Below are 16767 nucleotides of genomic sequence, written 5' to 3'. Positions count from 1 at the left end.
CTTCCTTTCGGATCGCTTTGACCTACTGTGCCGGGCCGCCATCGTCGCGTCCAGCCACTTCACGCAGCCATTTGCGGTGATGCCGCCAAGCCCAGCCGCCGGTCACTGTGCCGCGCGTCATGGCGCGGATGGTGCCGCGGGTCCAGATCGCCGCATAGACATGCAGGATGAAGGTCAGGATGATCGCCACCGCTGCCAGCGCATGGATCAAAACCGCCCAGCGCCGAACCGGAACCGTGACCAGATTGGGGAAATATTCCTGCCAGATCATCACGCCCGAAACGATCAGCACCACGATCAGCACGGACATCGCCCAGAACACGAATTTCTGCCCGGCGTTATATTTTCCCAGCTCTGGCAGCTTTTCTTCGTCCCCGCGAACGACATCGCCCATTTGGCTGACCCAGGTGCGATCTTCGGGTCGGGGCAGGTTCAGCCGCCACATCTGCAAGAATAGCAGCAGAAAGCTGAAAAACAGCAATATGCCGACAAACGGATGCAGCCAGCGCGTCATCTGCCCGCCACCAAACAGCCCGGTCAGGAAATAAAGCGCAGGGTGGAACAGCGCCAACCCCGACAGCAGCAGCACGATCAGACTGGCCGCCGTCACCCAGTGGTTCAGCCTTGTGATACCGCGATACCGGCTGACGGTGACAGGATGTCGGCTTTCGATGTGATCGCCCGAATGCGAAAACATACGTTTTGTCATCATACCACCTCGCTTTCCGGCGGTGTGGGCGGTTCGCGTCCCTCGACCAGTTCCTCGGCATGGGCTTCATCCTGAGCCGAGACCTTGTTGCCACGGGTCATCAACCCATGCACCATCGAGCCGACCGCAGCCAACCCGATGGCCGCCAGACCCAACGTCTTGGCCGGACCTTTCCAGCCCTCGACCACTGGCGAGATCTGCGGGTTTTCCGGCAGGCCGGAGTAAAGCGAGGGCTGGTCGGCATGATGCAGCACGTAAAAGACATGCGTGCCCCCCACACCCGGCGGATCATAGATGCCGGCATTGTCAAAGCCGCGCGATTTCAGATCCTCGACCCGTGCCTCGGCATGGGTCACCATGTCCTCCTTGGTGCCAAAGACGATGGCCTGCGTGGGACAGGCCTTGGCGCAGGCCGGACCCTGACCCACCGCCACCCGATCCGAACAAAGCGTGCATTTATAGCTGATGTGATCGGTCTTGCTGACGCGCGGAATATTGAACGGACAGCCGGTAATGCAATAGCCGCAGCCGATGCAGTTCTCGTGGATGAAGTCCACGATGCCGTTCGAATACTGCACGATGGCCCCCGGGGCCGGGCAAGCCTTGAGGCAGCCCGGATCGGCGCAATGCATGCAGCCATCCTTGCGGATCAACCATTCGAATTCACCCGTCTCAGGATTATCGAATTCCGAAAACCGCATCAGGGTGAACATTTCCGGCGTCAGATCATGCGGGTTCTCGAAAACGCCGACGTTATGCTCGATCTCGGGCGAGGTGTCGTTCCATTCGGCGCATGCCGCCTGACAGGCCTTGCAGCCGATGCATTTCGACACGTCGATCAGCTTGGCCACCGGCGTCAACTGGCGCGTCGGCGGCGGCAGATCGGGCATGGCCGAGGCGCGGACGACATCGCCCTGCCCCAGATTGACCGGCATCGGCTGCACCGGCGGGTTCGAGACCGCGGTGCGCGGACTGTCGAGGTTCGTATCGGTCGTCATGACACGGCCTCCCCTGTCGCTGGTTCGATATTGACCAGGAACGCCTTGAATTCAGGCGTTTCCACGTTGGCGTCGCCGACAAAGGGCGTCAGGCTGTTCGGCCCGAACCCCTTGCGCGCCGCACCCATGAAGCCCCAGTGCAGCGGAATGCCGATGACATGCACCAGCTTGTCGCCACATTGCAGCGGCTTGATGCGACCCGTGACCAGCGCCTTGGCCTTGACCTCACCCCGCTTGGACCAGACACGCACCCAGCCGCCCTTCTTGATGCCCTTTTCGGCGGCCAGCTCTTCGCTGATCTCCACAAAGAATTCGGGCTGAAGCGCCGCGTTGATGCGGTTGTGCTTGGTCCAGTAGTGGAAATGCTCGGTCAGGCGATACGAGGTCGCAGCGATGGGGAACTCTTCGCTGGTGGCGAATTGTTCGGCATCGCTGGCAAAGACCCGGGCCACCGGATTGCCGCGCATCTGCGGGTTGAAGACGTTGGCGATGGGCGTTTCGAACGGCTCCATATGCGTCGGGAAAGGTCCGTCGCGCATCATACCCCGTGAAAACAGGCGCGAGACGCCTTCCGGGTTCATGATGAAGGGGCCGACATCGCCGGGCTTGGCGGTGGGCGCGATGTCCGGAACGTCGTAGCCGGTCCATTTCTCGCCATCCCATTCCAACAGCTTGCGCGAAGGATCCCAAGGCCGGCCCTGCAAATCCGCCGAGGCGCGGTTGTACAGGATCCGCCGGTTCAACGGCCAGGCAAAGGTCCAGTTCAGATAGGCGCCGGTCTCGTCGGGATCGGAATTGTCCCGCCGCGCCATGTTGTTGCCTTCCTCGTTCCAGCAGCCGGAATAGATCCAGCAGGCGCCCATGGTCGAGCCGTCGTCGCGGTACTGGCTGAAGTTCAGCAACTGCTTGCCCTTTGCGGTCAGCAGCTTGGACGGATCGGCGGTGTCGTAGACATCCTCCAGCGCCCGGCCGTTCATCTCTTTGGCGAGTTCCTCGGGCAGGGGCTCTTCGGGATCGGCATAGTCCCAGGTCAGGTTCAGGATCGGGTCGGGGAACACCCCGCCCTCCTCTTGATAGAGCTTTTTCACGCGCAGGAAGATCTGCGCCATGATCCAGGTGTCGTGCTTGGCCTGACCGGGCGGCGTCGCCGCCGACCAGTGCCATTGCAGCCAGCGCCCGGAGTTGACCAGTGCGCCATCGTCCTCGGCAAAGCAGGTCGAGGGCAGTTCCAGCACCTCGGTCTGGATCGAGGCGGTGTCCACGTCGTTATGTTCGCCGTGGTTTTCCCAGAAATGCGCCGTTTCCGTCGCCAGCGGGTCCATCACCACCAACAGTTTCAGCTTGCTGAGCGCGCTGGTGACCTTGGCCCGGTTCGGGAAGGACAGCATCGGGTTGAAGCCTTGGCAGAAATACAGGTTCACCTGTCCTGCATTCATCAGCTCGAACATGCGCAGGATGTCGTATGTCGGCACATCCAGCTTGGGCAGGTAGTCATAGGCCCATTCGTTTTCCGCTGTCGCGTGATCGCCCCACATGGCCTTCATGAAGCTGACCATGAATTTGGGATAGTTCTGCCAATAGCTTGTCTGCCCGGGCCGCAGCGGTTTGAAACTGCGGCTGGACATATAGGTTTCCCAGTCCGGCTCCGCCTCGGTCGGGATGTTCAGATAGCCGGGCATCAGGTTCGACATCAGGCCGATGTCAGTCAGGCCCTGGATGTTGGAATGGCCACGCAATGCGTTCATCCCGCCGCCCCGGACGCCGATATTGCCCAGGATAAGCTGCAACATGGCCATGCCGCGGATGTTCTGCGCACCTTTGGAGTGCTGGGTCCAGCCAAGCGCATACATCGAGGTCATGGTCTTGTCGGGGGCGGAACACTCGCCAATCATCCCGGCAATCTTCAGGAAGCGGTCCTTGGGCGTGCCGCAGACCTGTTCGACCAGCTCGGGCGTATAGCGCGAGACATGCTCTTTCAGCAGGCTCCAGACGCAGCGGGGATGTTCAAGCGTCGTGTCCACGACGGCAAAGCCATCCTCGCCGATGACGTAATCCCAGCTAGACTTGTCATAGTCGCGCTTTTCCGGGTCATAGCCGGTGAACAGGCCGTCGCTCCAGCCGAACTCGTCCTTGACGATGAAGGCCGCGTTGGTGAAGGCCTTTACATAGTCCCACTGCACCTTGTCATTCTGGATCATCCAGTTGATCATTGCCATCAGAAAGACGATGTCCGAACCGGGCCGGATCGGCGCATAGTAATCGGCCACAGAGGCCGTGCGCGTGAAACGCGGGTCCACCACGATCAGCTTGGCGCCGCGATGCGCCTTCGCCTCGGTCACCCATTTGAAGCCACAGGGATGGGCTTCAGCGGCATTGCCGCCCATGACGACCACAAGGTCGGTATTCTTGATGTCGGTCCAGGAGTTGGTCATCGCTCCACGGCCAAATGTCGGGCCCAAACTGGACACCGTGGGGCCGTGTCAGACGCGCGCCTGGTTGTCGAATCCTACGATCCCCATGGCCCGGACCGTTTTATAGGTCAGCCATGCGGTTTCATTGGTCGTGGCCGAGGCCGCCAGATAGCCGGTGGTGGTCCAGCGGTTGACGGCCACGCCGTCGTCGTTGGTCAGCACCATATTGGCGTCGCGGTCGTCCTTGAGCGCGCGGGCGATCTTGTCCAGCGCCTCGTCCCAGGAAATCTCGTCGAAGGTCGCCGCGCCGGGGCGACGAATGCGCGGAGTGGTCAGGCGCGTCTCGGCGTTGACGAAATCCTGCAGCGCCGCACCTTTCGGGCAAAGCGTTCCGCGGTTGGTCGGATGGTCGGCATCGCCTTCGATATGCACGACCTTGGCCTCTTCCCCGGCTTTCAGATCACCGTCGGAATAGATGATAAGGCCGCAGGCGACAGAGCAATAGGGACAGGTGTTTCGTGTCTCGGTCGTCGAGGTCAGCTTGAAGGCGCGCACATGCGCCTGTTCGGCCGCCTCTGCCTCGCCAAAGCCCATGGCCCCCAGCGATGTTGCCGCGACACCCGCACCCGCCAGTTTAAGGAAACCGCGCCGCGAGAGGTCGATATTCATCGTAGCCTCCTTTTGCCTGTCGAATAGATAGGTAAAGGCAAGGATCGCCCGGTATGGTAGTTCTGTCAAGCTTGGCAGGAAAAGGCGCGACCGTGGCCGCGCGCTCAAGCTGTTGTTATTTCGCTATGTTTGTTAAAGCATAACGAAAGCTCATACCTCAACCGAGATCGCGCCGATGGGGTGCGAGCAGCAGGCCAGAATATAGCCTTCCTCGATATCCTCGTCGGTGATGCCGCCGTTGTGGACCATATGCACCTCGCCCGCGGTCTTGCGGATCTTGCAGGTGCCGCACAGGCCGAAGGTGCAGCCCGAGGGGATGTTCAGCCCATTCGCCTTGGCCACCGCCAGCACCGTGTCCGTCTCGTGGCATTTCGCCACCACGCCCGAACTTTCGAAGGTGACCTGCGCAAAGGTTTCCTCGTCCGGGACCACGTCGTCCATGACGGGGGCGTCGGCTTCGTTGCGGATGGGCGCGCCAAAGCTTTCCTGGTGATAATGCTCCATGTCGAAGCCCAGCCCGATCAGCATGTCGCGCACGGCCTGCATGAAGGGCTCGGGTCCGCAGCAGAAAACCTCGCGCTCCAGATAATCCGACGCCATCAGGCCCAGCATGATCTGGTTGAGACGGCCGCGATAGCCGTGCCAGGTGCGGAACGCGTCGGACTCCTCGACCGTAAAGCGCAGTTGCAGGCCCGGCACGCGATCAGCCATGCCTTCCAGCCGTTGGCGAAAGATGATGTCGCTGGGCGCGCGTGCGGCATGAACGAAAACGATGTCCGGCATCTCGCCGGAATCCCAGGCCCAAGTGGTCATCGACATCATCGGCGTAATGCCGGACCCGGCCGAGATGAACAGGTATTTCGGCGCCTCATGCCGGACGAATGAAAATATCCCCGCCGGACCATAGGCCTTCAGCCGCATGCCCGGCCGCAGGTGATCCAGCATCCAGCGCCCGCCAACGCTGCCCGGCTGCGCCTTGACCGTGACCGAGATCGACAGCGGCCGCGAAGGACTGGAGCTGATCGTATAGGTGCGCTGCACATTGCCGCCGGGCACCGGCAGGTCCAGCGTCACGAACTGTCCCGGCTGGTAGTCGAAATACGACCCCGAGGGAGAGCGAAAGGTGAAGGTGGCGGTGTCCGATGTCTCGGGCACCACCATCACGCATTCCAGGGGTTCGTCGTCGCGCCAGGGTTTTTCGCCGAAGGCCTTGACCAGAACCGCCATTATTCGGCCGCCATGGCCGGACGCGGAGACAGGCGATCCATCATTCGCCGCACATACCAGTCGACGAAATGGATGACGCCTTCTTCCTGGCTGGGGGAATAGGGTCCGGGCTCATAGGCGGGGGACAGGATACCACGCTGGTTTTCCTCGACCACGCGACGATCTTCGTCATTGGTGGCCAGCCAGACCTCGGTCAGTTTTTGCAGGTCATAGTCCACGCCTTCGACGGCATCCTTGTGCACCAGCCATTTCGACGTCACCTCGGTTTCCGTGGGCGAGATCGGCAGCAGACGGAACACGATGGCATGATCGGGCAGGAAGTGGTGCCAGCTTGACGGGAAGTGATAGAACATCAGGCTGCCCGCATCGTTCCATGGGATCGTACCCATGCGCCGGTTCACCGCCGCCTTGGTGGACATGGTAAAGCTCTCGGCATTGTTCAGCAGCGGCACCCGCGCCAGACGCCATTGCATGCCCGGCTCGTTCACGAAGCGAGCGGGCAGGCCAGCCTCGTCGCAGCGCGACCAATGCGACAGGATTTCGGACGAGGCGGCATTCGGCCCTTCCATCACTGTCATCAGCGGGTTGTCGGAATAGGTCCGGCACAGCGAGGGGTGGCTGCCGCCGCAGTGATAGCATTCGCGGTTGTTTTCGATCACCAGCTTCCAGTTGCCCTTCTCGACGATGGTCGAGGTAAAGGCCACCTTGGCGTTCGACAGGTCGCTGGCGCCGACATAGTCGCGCAGGTAACTGCCCAACTGGTCGAAATCCGGCGGGTTGTCGGCCAGACAGATAAAGACCATGCCGCCCCCGGTCCGGCAATGCACCGGCTTGAGGCTGTATTTCGAGGCATCGAAATCCGGTCCCATATCGCGGGCGAACAGCAGCTTGCCGTCAAGGTCGTAAGTCCACTGGTGATAGGGACACACCAGCTTGGGCGATGTGCCGTTCTGCTTGGGGCAAAGCCGCTGGCCACGATGGCGGCAGACGTTGTGAAAGGCGCGGATCTCGCCATCCCCGCCGCGCACGATCACCACCGGATATTGGCCGATCTGCAATGTGGCGTGGTTGCCGGTCTTGGGAATGTCGCAAGACGGGATGGCGAACAGCCATTCCCGATACCAGATATTCTCAAGGTCGGCGTGATAGACGCCTTCGTCGCTATACAGTTCGCGGCTGAGCGAAAAATTCCTCTGCCGGCCGGCAAGTTGGTTCAGAATATCGGCTGTGTTCAGCATGGTTTGATTCCGTCGCAAAAGGGGCATCCTTCACACAGCATTGCACCGCTTTGCCCGGTCGCAGCCTACCAAATGCGACGCCTTGATGACGCAAACGGATCTTGGCCGGTTTCACGCGTTGCAGCGCCTTGCCACAACTGGGCGACTGGCATACCGCAAGGGAAAGCGGCGCCCGCGCGACCGGGTGTCCCTGCAAGGAGGTCACCATGTTCACCTTTCGCATCCTGCGCCTCGCTGCGGTCCTTGCGCTAAGCCTTGGCGGCACGGCCGGCGCGCAGGACATCAGCTTTTTCCGCATCGCCACCGGCAGCACGTCGGGCACCTATTATCCGATCGGAGGGCTGATCGCGAACGCCATCTCGGCCCCGCCGGGCGCGCGACCCTGTGCGCAAGGCGGCTCTTGCGGGGTGCCGGGGCTGGTAGCATCGGCCCTGTCCTCAACCGGCTCGGTCGCCAATGTCGAGGCGATTGCCAGCGGCGCGGCGGAATCGGCCTTCGTGCAGGGCGATATCGCCGCCTGGGCGCATTCCGGCACCGGAATCTGGGCCGACCGGCCCCCGGTCGAAAAGCTGCGGGCCATCGCCAATCTTTACCCGGAATCGATCCATCTGGTGGCCGACAGAGACGCCGGCATCGCCGCGGTCACGGATCTGCGTGGCAAGCGGGTCTCGCTGGACGAGCCGGGCTCGGGCACGCTCGTGGGCGCCCAGATCATCCTTGCTGCCGCCGGACTGGCCGAGGATGACCTCCAACCCGAATATCTGCGGCTGGACGAGGCCGCCCATCGCATGAAACAAGGCGAGATCGACGCATTCTTTTTCGTCGGCGGCGCTCCGGCAGGGGCAATTGCCGAGCTTGCGGCGCAGCAACCGGTCACAATCGTCCCGATCAAGGACAGTCTGGCCCAGCAGATCGTCGACGAACACCCGTTCTTTACCCCCGACCTGCTTCCGGCCGGCACCTATGAGGGACAACAGGAAGAAATCGCCACCATATCGGTCGGCGCGAAATGGGTGACCTCGGCCGATCAGCCCGAAGAGCTGATTTATGCCATCACCCAGGCCCTGTGGAGCGACGCGACCCGCAGGCAGCTTGATGCCGGCCATCTCAAGGGCCGCTCCATCGTCAAGGAACGAGCGCTGGAGGGCATCGCCATCCCCGTGCATCCCGGCGCCGAGCGGTTCTATCGCGAAACTGGCCTGATGGCCGCCGACTGAGCCCCAAGGCAAGGCAGACGGGCACGGGCATAATCCTGTGGATAAGACAGGGCGACTCAGGGGGCGTGATCTGTGGAGATCACGCCCCTTTTTCATGCCCCTCGATTTGACGAAAGGACAGAGCGGGAACAGGCCTTGGTTCTCCACATGTCCAAAACTTTTCAAGAACTGCTCACAAGCTGTGGAAAAGAAAAGTTTTCACAAACTTATCCACAGGCGCACTTCAAGTATGTCGCTGTTTATTCGGTGATTTTCTGACATATTGTCACAAATTCCGATTTTTTCCCCAAGGCGCGCAACTGGGGAATTTTTCCGTGAAACAACGATTTCCAGTCATCCACAGGCCTTACTACAACAACATCCTTATCTTTATCTTCATTTATTATTTGATAGAGAGAAGACCTGTTGGAGGTGTGACATGACCGATTTCCTGCCCTTGGCTTATCCTTGGGTGAAAGCCTTGCATGTCATGGCGGTGATTTCCTGGATGGCGGGCCTGTTCTATCTGCCCCGGTTGTTCGTCTATCACGCCGAGCGTGGCCATACTGGGCAAGAGCCGGTGCAGTCTTTCCAGATCATGGAAGACAAGCTGCTGCGGATGATCATGAACCCGGCAATGATTGTCACCTGGATCGCAGGTCTTGCGCTGGTGCTGACACCGGGCATTGTCGACTGGACGATGATCTGGCCCTGGACCAAGGCCGCCGGTGTGCTGGGGATGACCTGGTTTCATATGTGGCTGGCCGGCCAGCGCAAGGCGCTGCTGCGCGGTCAGGCGCTGAGTGGCCGACGCTACCGGATGATGAACGAATTGCCGACCCTGTTCATGGTCGTCATCGTGCTGTCGGTGATCGTCAAGTTCTAGAAGAATTGACTCGCGGCCAGATTCTTCCTATGTGACCCATACCCGCCGTCCGGTGGGTTTTTTCCTGACACAGTTTCCTGCGCGGGCCGATGATGCGTCTAGGCAACACGCGCCCATAGGCTAGATATGACCGAAGAACGCCTTAACCTGTCCGATCTCAAGGCCAAGAGCCCGGCCGACTTGCTTTCCATGGCCGAGGAATGGGAGATCGAGAACGCTTCGACCATGCGCAAGGGCGAGATGATGTTCTCGATCCTGAAAGAGCATGCCGAGGAGGGGTTCGAAATCGGCGGCGACGGCGTGCTGGAGGTGGTTCAGGACGGCTTTGGCTTTCTGCGCTCGCCCGAGGCGAACTATCTGCCGGGTCCGGACGATATTTACGTCAGCCCCGACATGATCCGCCAGCACAGCTTGCGCACGGGCGATACGGTCGAGGGTGTGATCCGTGCCCCCGGCGAGAATGAACGCTATTTCGCCCTGACCAAGGTCGAAAAGATCAATTTCGAAAATCCGGAAAAAGCCCGGCACAAGGTCGCGTTCGACAACCTGACGCCGCTTTACCCGAACGAGCGCCTGAAAATGGAGGTTGAGGATCCAACCATCAAGGATCGCTCGGCCCGGATCATCGACCTGGTGGCTCCGATCGGCAAGGGTCAGCGTTCGCTGATCGTGGCGCCGCCGCGTACTGGTAAGACGGTGCTGCTGCAAAACATCGCCAATTCGATCGAGAAAAATCACCCGGAATGCTATCTGATCGTTCTGCTGATCGACGAACGCCCGGAAGAGGTGACCGATATGCAACGTTCGGTGAAGGGAGAGGTGATCTCCTCGACCTTCGACGAGCCGGCCAGCCGCCACGTGGCGGTGTCGGAAATGGTGATCGAGAAAGCCAAGCGTCTGGTCGAACACAAACGAGATGTTGTGATTCTTCTGGATTCGATCACAAGACTTGGTAGGGCCTTCAACACCGTGGTGCCCAGCTCGGGCAAGGTCCTGACGGGTGGTGTTGATGCGAATGCCCTGCAGCGGCCCAAGCGGTTCTTTGGCGCGGCAAGGAATATCGAAGAGGGCGGTTCGCTGACCATCATCGCTACGGCGTTGATCGATACGGGTTCGCGTATGGACGAAGTGATCTTTGAAGAGTTCAAAGGCACCGGCAACAGCGAAATCGTGCTGGATCGCAAGGTCGCGGACAAACGTGTGTTCCCAGCCATGGATATCCTGAAGTCCGGCACGCGTAAGGAGGAGCTGCTGGTCGATGCTAAAGATCTGCAAAAGACCTATTTGTTGCGGCGCATTCTGAACCCGATGGGCACGACGGATGCGATCGAGTTCCTGATTTCGAAGTTGAAGCAAACCAAAACCAACGGCGAATTCTTCGATTCGATGAACGCCTGACGGCGCGGAGGATGCGGTGGATACGATCTTTGCCGAGGCGACTCCGCCCGGCCGAGGGGGGGTTTCTGTTGTTCGCTTAAGCGGACCGAAGGCGCGTGCCACATTGGAATCTTTGGCCGGCCCGATTGCAACACCTCGGGCAGCGGTGCTGCGGGCGTTGCGGGACGGCGAGGACCTGATCGACCGCGCGCTGGTCATGTGGTTCGAAGAAGGCCGTAGTTTCACAGGTGAAGAAACGGCCGAATTGCATCTTCATGGCGCGCCTGTCATTGCCAACCGACTGGCCGAGGCTTTATTGGCGCAGGGTTTGCGGCGGGCCGAAGCGGGCGAATTTACCCGCCGTGCCTTTTTGAACGGCCGTATGGATCTGGCCGAGGCCGAGGGTCTGGCCGATCTGCTTTCCGCCGAAACAGAAGCGCAACGTAAGCTCGCCATGCGTGCAACAGAAGGCGAGTTGGGGCGCAAGGCCGATGAGTTGAGGGCTAAATTGGTCCGGGCCGGCGCCTTGATCGAAGCGAGCATCGATTTTGCTGATGAAGAGGTTCCGGACGAGGTTCCGGATGAAGCCTTGACATTGATCAGCTCGGTAAGGGACGATATTCAACAGCTATTGGCCGGCTATCCAGCCACCGAAAGACTGCGCCAAGGCTATGAAGTGGCTATCATAGGCCCGCCAAACGCCGGGAAATCAACACTTTTGAACCGAATTGGCCAGCGAGAGATCGCTCTGGTTTCAGAAATTGCAGGCACCACACGCGATATTCTTGAGCTCCACACGGATTTGCGTGGGTTGCCGGTAACTTTTCTGGACACTGCTGGCCTGCGCTACAGCAGTGATCCGGTTGAGGCCATGGGGGTCGCCAGAGCGCTGCAACGTGCGGAAGATGCAGATCTGCGTATCCACCTGTCGGCGGACGCCGTCTTCTCTGAGCCGGTGAAAGAAGGCGACATTATTGTTCGCTCCAAGGCAGATATGGGCCAAGGTTCGGGAATTTCCATTTCTGGCCTGACCGGAGAAGGGGTCGCGGAACTGTTAGATCTGGTCTATGATCGCCTGCGAGTCAGGGCCGCCGATTCTGGGCTGATTGGGCACAAGCGTCAAGCAGAAGCACTGCAGCGCGCCTTTACGGCGCTGCACATCGACGGAAGCTTGGCGCCCGAGTTTCTTGCCGAAGCTTTGCGTCGGGCGGCGCACGAAATAGCGATGATGGTAGGACGGGTCGGGGCCGAAGATTATCTGGACGAGATCTTCAGTTCGTTCTGTATCGGAAAGTAAGGTTTCACGTGAAACAATTCGACGTAATCGTAATTGGTGGGGGCCATGCCGGTGTCGAAGCGGCAATGGCAGCGGCACGCATGGGCGCTGTAACCGCGCTGGTTACGATGAAGCAGGATGATATTGGCACCATGTCCTGCAACCCGGCTATTGGGGGCTTGGGTAAGGGCCACTTGGTGCGGGAAATCGACGCCCTCGACGGCGTGATGGGTCGTTTAGCCGATGCGGCCGGCATTCAATTTCGGCTGCTGAACCGCCGTAAGGGCCCCGCGGTTCAAGGGCCGCGTGCACAAGCTGACCGTAAGCTTTATCGCGCTGCTGCTGCAGCGTCTGTAGCATGTCAGGACGGTCTATCGCTTGTTTTAGGCGAAGCTTCGGAGCTTGTGCACGAGATGGGCCAAGTTACTGGGCTTCGGCTGGCGGATGGTAGCGAATTGCAGGCGCGCCAAATTATCTTAACCACCGGGACCTTTCTTAACGGACTGATTCATATAGGGGATATTAGCCGACAAGCAGGTCGTTGGGGTGGAATAGCCTCTGTCACCTTGGCCAATTCACTCCGGCCGCTGAACCTGCCGCTAGGCCGGCTCAAGACCGGGACGCCGCCGCGCATCCTGCGGCAAAGTGTTGACTGGGATAGCTTGGATCAGCAGCCAGGTGATGAGCACCCAGTGATGTTTTCCTACCTTAACTCCGTGCCGGAAGCGTCACAGATCAGCTGCGCAATTACACACACCAACACCAACACGCATAAGATAATTCGCGAGAATCTTACTAGATCTGCCATGTATGGTGGTCGGATAGATGGGGTCGGGCCCCGCTACTGCCCCTCTATAGAAGATAAAATCGTTCGCTTTGCCGATAAGGAATCGCACCAGATATTTCTGGAGCCGGAGGGTCTGGACAGCGATCTGGTCTATCCGAATGGAATTTCGACGTCCTTGCCGGAAGATGTGCAGCTCGCCTACGTCCGCTCCATACGCGGACTCGAATGTGCGCAGATCATGCAACCGGGTTACGCTGTGGAATATGATTATGTTGATCCTCGCGTCCTGGACCGTTCGCTTGAGGTCAAAACATTGTCAGGACTGTTCCTCGCGGGTCAGATCAATGGCACGACTGGCTATGAAGAGGCCGCAGCTCAAGGGTTGGTTGCCGGAATCAACGCCGCGCTGAAATCGCAAGGGCGGGAACCTTTGTATTTCAGTCGTTCGCAAAGCTATATCGGGGTGATGATCGATGATCTAACCACGCGTGGCGTTACCGAACCGTATCGCATGTTTACTTCGCGTGCCGAATTCCGGCTTTCGCTTCGTGCGGATAATGCCGATCAGCGCCTGACGCCGCTGGGGGTTGATATCGGCTGCGTCGGTCAAGAACGCCACGCGATGTTTAGCGACAAGATGAGACGCTATTCTGCTGCTCGCAGCCGGGCGGAGGCTATATCCTTTACGCCGTCCGAACTTTCCCGGGCGGGGATCGAGGTCCGACAGGACGGTGCTCGACGCAGTTTGTTTGCGCTACTTGCGCAGCAGGAAATACCGCAAGATCAAGTTCTTGCACTTGATGAGCATCTAAAGTCCTACGATCAACCGATCATCGGCCAACTGGCGACGGATGCGCTTTATCACCAGTATGTGGACCGTCAGGGCAAGGATGCTGAACTGCTTAGGAAAGAAGAAGCAGTCGCAATTCCAGCCAGCTTCGATTACGATGCGCTCTCGGGCTTGTCAAATGAGCTAAAATTCAAGCTGAGCCAGCAGCGTCCGGCGACATTGGCGGCTGCCGCAGCTATTGAGGGCATGACGCCTGCGGCATTGACGTTGATGTTGGCTGTCATCCGTGCCGGCCATCGCCGGACCGCCTGATGAGTGTTTCACGTGAAACAGAGCAGCTTGCCGCATATGCTGCATTATTGCGAAAATGGAATCCCGCGATCAATTTGGTCGCGATGTCCACGATTGATCAAATCGAAACTCGCCATATCAAGGATAGCCTGCACCTTGCCGAGGCGGCCGAAAACGCGCGAGGGAGTTGGGTGGATCTGGGAAGCGGCGGGGGCCTGCCGGGCATCGTTGTTGCCATAAGAAGACCCGATCTGGAAATAATCATGGTGGAAAGCGACCAGCGGAAGGCTGCCTTTTTGCGAAATGCCATACGAGAGTTGGGTTTGATGCGCACGAAAGTGCTTTGCGAGCGGATTGAGACGGCAAATCGGCTTGATGCCGCCAATATCAGCGCAAGGGCACTTGCCCCGCTTCCTCAGCTCATGGCATATGTGGAGCGGCACCTGAGCCCCTCTGGAACGGCATGGCTGATGAAAGGCCGTAACTGGCAGGCCGAGGTTTCTCAGGCGCAACTCGATTGGAAATTCAATCTGAAAGCCCACAAAAGCGCGACAGATCCTGACGCGGCAATTCTGGAAATTACGGGAATCCGCCATGCATGACACACGCATTATCGCTGTAGCAAACCAGAAGGGCGGGGTCGGCAAGACCACCACGGCAATCAACCTGGGCGCGGCTCTGGCCGAGCAAGGCCAGCGGGTCGCCATCATAGACCTGGATCCGCAAGGAAACGCCTCGACCGGTCTGGGTGTGCCGCTCGAGGAGCGCGAGCTTACCTCATATGATCTACTGACTGGTGAGCATGCATTGCAGGAAACCCTGCGCGATACCGCCATCGCTAACCTGCGGATCGTGCCGTCGAATCGTGATCTCGCTTCCGCTGATTTCGAACTCTCCAATCGGCCCGGCCGGACCCAGTTTCTGCGCCGAAAGCTCACAACTCCTTCAGAATTCGATTATATTCTTATCGACTGCCCACCTGCGCTTGGTCTTTTGACCGTCAATGCCATGGTGGCTTCGGACAGCGTTCTTGTGCCGCTGCAAGCGGAATTTTATGCGCTTGAAGGACTTTCGCAATTGCTCATGACGGTGCGTGAGGTGCGTCAGACAGCCAATCCGGACCTGCGGATTGAAGGTGTGTTGCTGACGATGTCCGATAATCGGAATAATCTATCGCAGCAGGTTGAGGCGGATGCGCGCAGCACGCTTTCTGGTTTGGTCTATCGAACCGTAATTCCGCGGAATGTGCGGCTGTCCGAGGCACCGTCACATGCCATGCCGGTGCTGCAATACGATCCGAACTCCAAGGGAAGCCACGCCTATCGCGAGCTGGCAACCGAGTTTCTTTCCCGTCAACTTGCGACCGCCTGAGGAGGAATCATGGTAGAGAACAAGCTTGAAAAGCGCGGTCTGGGCCGTGGACTCTCGGCCTTGATGGCGGATGTGGATCTGATCCCCTCAGAGCGCCCCGCGCCACGGCAGATCCTTCCGGTTGAGCAACTGACGCCGAATCCCGACCAGCCTAGGCGCAGTTTTGCGGCCGAGGCGCTGCAAGAGCTTGCTGATTCGCTCAAGACCCGGGGCATGTTGCAGCCGCTGATCGTTCGGCCGCATCCGACGGATCGTGGTTTGTATCAGATCGTCGCGGGCGAGCGCCGCTGGCGTGCTGCGCAAATTGCCCAGCTTCATGAAGTCCCGGTTATCGTTCGTGAGCTTAGCGACACCGAAGTGCTGGAAGTTGCTATCGTTGAGAATATTCAACGCGCGGATTTGAATGCGATTGAAGAGGCGGCCTCGTACCGCCAACTCATGGATCGCTTTGGCCATACCCAGGAAAGGCTGGCCGATGCGCTGAACAAAAGTCGCAGCCACATCGCCAACCTGCTTCGGTTGCTGAATTTGCCCGATCAGGTGCAAGCTTGGCTCAAGGAAGGCAAGCTGACGGCGGGCCATGCCCGGGCCTTAGTTACTGCCACGAATGCTGTCGAGTTGGCGCGCAAGGTGATCGACAAGAACCTTTCTGTCCGCGAGACCGAGGAATTGGTGCGTCGTCAGGCCGAAGGTCCAAAGGCGCAAAAAAGCAAAAGCGTAAAGCAGGAAAAAGACGCCGACACACGCGCGCTAGAGGGGGATTTGACCGCCCATCTCAAGATGAGAGTTGCGATCAACCATTCCGGGACAGAGGGGGGGCAGGTCGTCGTTACCTATCGCGATCTGGACCAATTGGACCGGCTATGCCAGATACTGGCAGGCAGCTAAGACACTATATCTAGTATAAATATAGAAGAAATATACTAGATCAGCTGAAAACTAAAAAACCCCGGAGGATGGCTCCGGGGTTTTCCTGTCTTTAGGTGTCGTAAAATCAGCTTGCCGGGGTCGAACTGACACCGACCTTTGCAGGACGCAGCAGCCGGTCGTGCAGAATAAAGCCGTTGTCCATGACCTGGATGATATTCCCGGCTTTCGTACCTGGAACGGGCGCTTCGAACATGGCTTCATGCTGCTGCGGATCGAATTTCTCGCCTATGGCGGGGGTGATGACCCTGATGCCGTGCTTGGCGAAAACATTGTTCAATTCGCGCAGGGTCAGTTCGACACCTTCGATCAGGGCGGCTGCGGCCTCGCGCTGCTCATCACCTGCTGCGTCCAGTGCGCGGGTCAGCGCGTCATGAACCGGCAGCAGGTCGCGCGCCAGGCGCGAGCCGCCATATTGTTCCGCGTCGCGGCGGTCCTTTTCGGCGCGCTTGCGGGCGTTTTCGGCATCGGCCAGCGCGCGCATGAAGCGGTCGCGATATTCGTCCCGTTCGGCGACCAGCGCCTCGACATCGGGCGAGGGCATGTCATCGGCCAGAGGGTCGATGATTTCCTCATCCAGCGGGCTGCCGTTCGGGTTTTCGTTCGTCATGTCC

General features: G+C 59.4%; 14 protein-coding genes. 8 read left to right on the top strand and 6 right to left on the bottom strand.

The features are described 5' to 3' along the window. Nucleotides 1-22: 22 nt before the first annotated feature. The 5 genes from JWJ88_RS10870 to JWJ88_RS10845 form a co-directional block, all read right to left on the bottom strand. Entirely contained in the window at nucleotides 23-709 is a 687-nt protein-coding gene (locus JWJ88_RS10870; protein ID WP_205294059.1) for a formate dehydrogenase subunit gamma, read from the bottom strand. Continuing rightward, on the bottom strand, nucleotides 709-1707 hold the full coding sequence (fdxH, locus tag JWJ88_RS10865; RefSeq protein ID WP_205294058.1) for a formate dehydrogenase subunit beta: 999 nt from the start codon (nucleotides 1705-1707) through the stop codon (nucleotides 709-711). Before fdxH ends, JWJ88_RS10870 begins: the two co-directional genes overlap by 1 nt. Beyond that, the gene (gene fdnG, locus JWJ88_RS10860) at nucleotides 1704-4787 is read right to left on the bottom strand and encodes a formate dehydrogenase-N subunit alpha (protein WP_256439710.1); all 3084 of its coding nucleotides are present in this window, start codon (nucleotides 4785-4787) and stop codon (nucleotides 1704-1706) included. The genes fdxH and fdnG overlap by 4 nt, the downstream gene beginning before the upstream one ends. 150 nt (nucleotides 4788-4937) lie before the next feature. Continuing rightward, nucleotides 4938-6014, bottom strand: coding sequence for a hybrid-cluster NAD(P)-dependent oxidoreductase (locus JWJ88_RS10850; RefSeq protein WP_205294055.1), 1077 nt, complete (start codon nucleotides 6012-6014; stop codon nucleotides 4938-4940). Further along, nucleotides 6014-7252 (bottom strand): aromatic ring-hydroxylating oxygenase subunit alpha, encoded by a 1239-nt coding sequence (locus JWJ88_RS10845; RefSeq protein WP_205294054.1) that lies wholly within the window; start codon nucleotides 7250-7252, stop codon nucleotides 6014-6016. The genes JWJ88_RS10850 and JWJ88_RS10845 overlap by 1 nt, the downstream gene beginning before the upstream one ends. Nucleotides 7253-7458: 206 nt before the next feature. On the opposite strand from JWJ88_RS10845, the gene JWJ88_RS10840 reads away from it, so the two are divergent. The 8 genes from JWJ88_RS10840 to JWJ88_RS10805 all read left to right on the top strand — a co-directional run bounded on the left by JWJ88_RS10840 (nucleotide 7459) and on the right by JWJ88_RS10805 (nucleotide 16114). Next, nucleotides 7459-8469 (top strand): TAXI family TRAP transporter solute-binding subunit, encoded by a 1011-nt coding sequence (locus JWJ88_RS10840; RefSeq protein ID WP_205294053.1) that lies wholly within the window; start codon nucleotides 7459-7461, stop codon nucleotides 8467-8469. A 418-nt stretch (nucleotides 8470-8887) separates the two neighbouring features. Continuing rightward, on the top strand, nucleotides 8888-9334 hold the full coding sequence (locus JWJ88_RS10835; RefSeq protein ID WP_205294052.1) for a CopD family protein: 447 nt from the start codon (nucleotides 8888-8890) through the stop codon (nucleotides 9332-9334). Nucleotides 9335-9460: 126 nt separating this feature from the next. After that, on the top strand, nucleotides 9461-10732 hold the full coding sequence (gene rho, locus JWJ88_RS10830) for a transcription termination factor Rho (protein ID WP_205294051.1): 1272 nt from the start codon (nucleotides 9461-9463) through the stop codon (nucleotides 10730-10732). Nucleotides 10733-10748: 16 nt separating this feature from the next. Further along, nucleotides 10749-12008: a tRNA uridine-5-carboxymethylaminomethyl(34) synthesis GTPase MnmE gene (mnmE, locus tag JWJ88_RS10825; RefSeq protein ID WP_205294050.1), complete on the top strand. Its 1260-nt coding sequence runs from the start codon at nucleotides 10749-10751 to the stop codon at nucleotides 12006-12008. Nucleotides 12009-12016: 8 nt separating this feature from the next. Continuing rightward, on the top strand, nucleotides 12017-13876 hold the full coding sequence (mnmG, locus tag JWJ88_RS10820) for a tRNA uridine-5-carboxymethylaminomethyl(34) synthesis enzyme MnmG (protein ID WP_205294049.1): 1860 nt from the start codon (nucleotides 12017-12019) through the stop codon (nucleotides 13874-13876). Further along, complete coding sequence (rsmG, locus tag JWJ88_RS10815) at nucleotides 13876-14457, top strand: 16S rRNA (guanine(527)-N(7))-methyltransferase RsmG (RefSeq protein ID WP_205294048.1); 582 nt, start codon at nucleotides 13876-13878, stop codon at nucleotides 14455-14457. Before mnmG ends, rsmG begins: the two co-directional genes overlap by 1 nt. Next, entirely contained in the window at nucleotides 14450-15226 is a 777-nt protein-coding gene (locus JWJ88_RS10810; protein ID WP_205294047.1) for a ParA family protein, read from the top strand. Before rsmG ends, JWJ88_RS10810 begins: the two co-directional genes overlap by 8 nt. A 9-nt stretch (nucleotides 15227-15235) precedes the next feature. Next, nucleotides 15236-16114, top strand: coding sequence for a ParB/RepB/Spo0J family partition protein (locus tag JWJ88_RS10805; RefSeq protein ID WP_205294046.1), 879 nt, complete (start codon nucleotides 15236-15238; stop codon nucleotides 16112-16114). Between the two features lie 106 nt (nucleotides 16115-16220). Here JWJ88_RS10805 and JWJ88_RS10800 read toward each other — a convergent pair whose 3' ends face one another. Next, nucleotides 16221-16763, bottom strand: a complete 543-nt coding sequence (locus tag JWJ88_RS10800) for a nucleotide exchange factor GrpE (protein ID WP_205294045.1) — start codon at nucleotides 16761-16763, stop codon at nucleotides 16221-16223. Nucleotides 16764-16767: the final 4 nt, after the last annotated feature.

The sequence above is a fragment of the Paracoccus methylovorus genome (genome assembly GCF_016919705.1).
Classification (GTDB): domain Bacteria; phylum Pseudomonadota; class Alphaproteobacteria; order Rhodobacterales; family Rhodobacteraceae; genus Paracoccus; species Paracoccus methylovorus.
The sequence above is the reverse complement of the archived record's forward strand: the minus strand, read 5'-3'. Positions and strand labels throughout refer to the sequence as shown.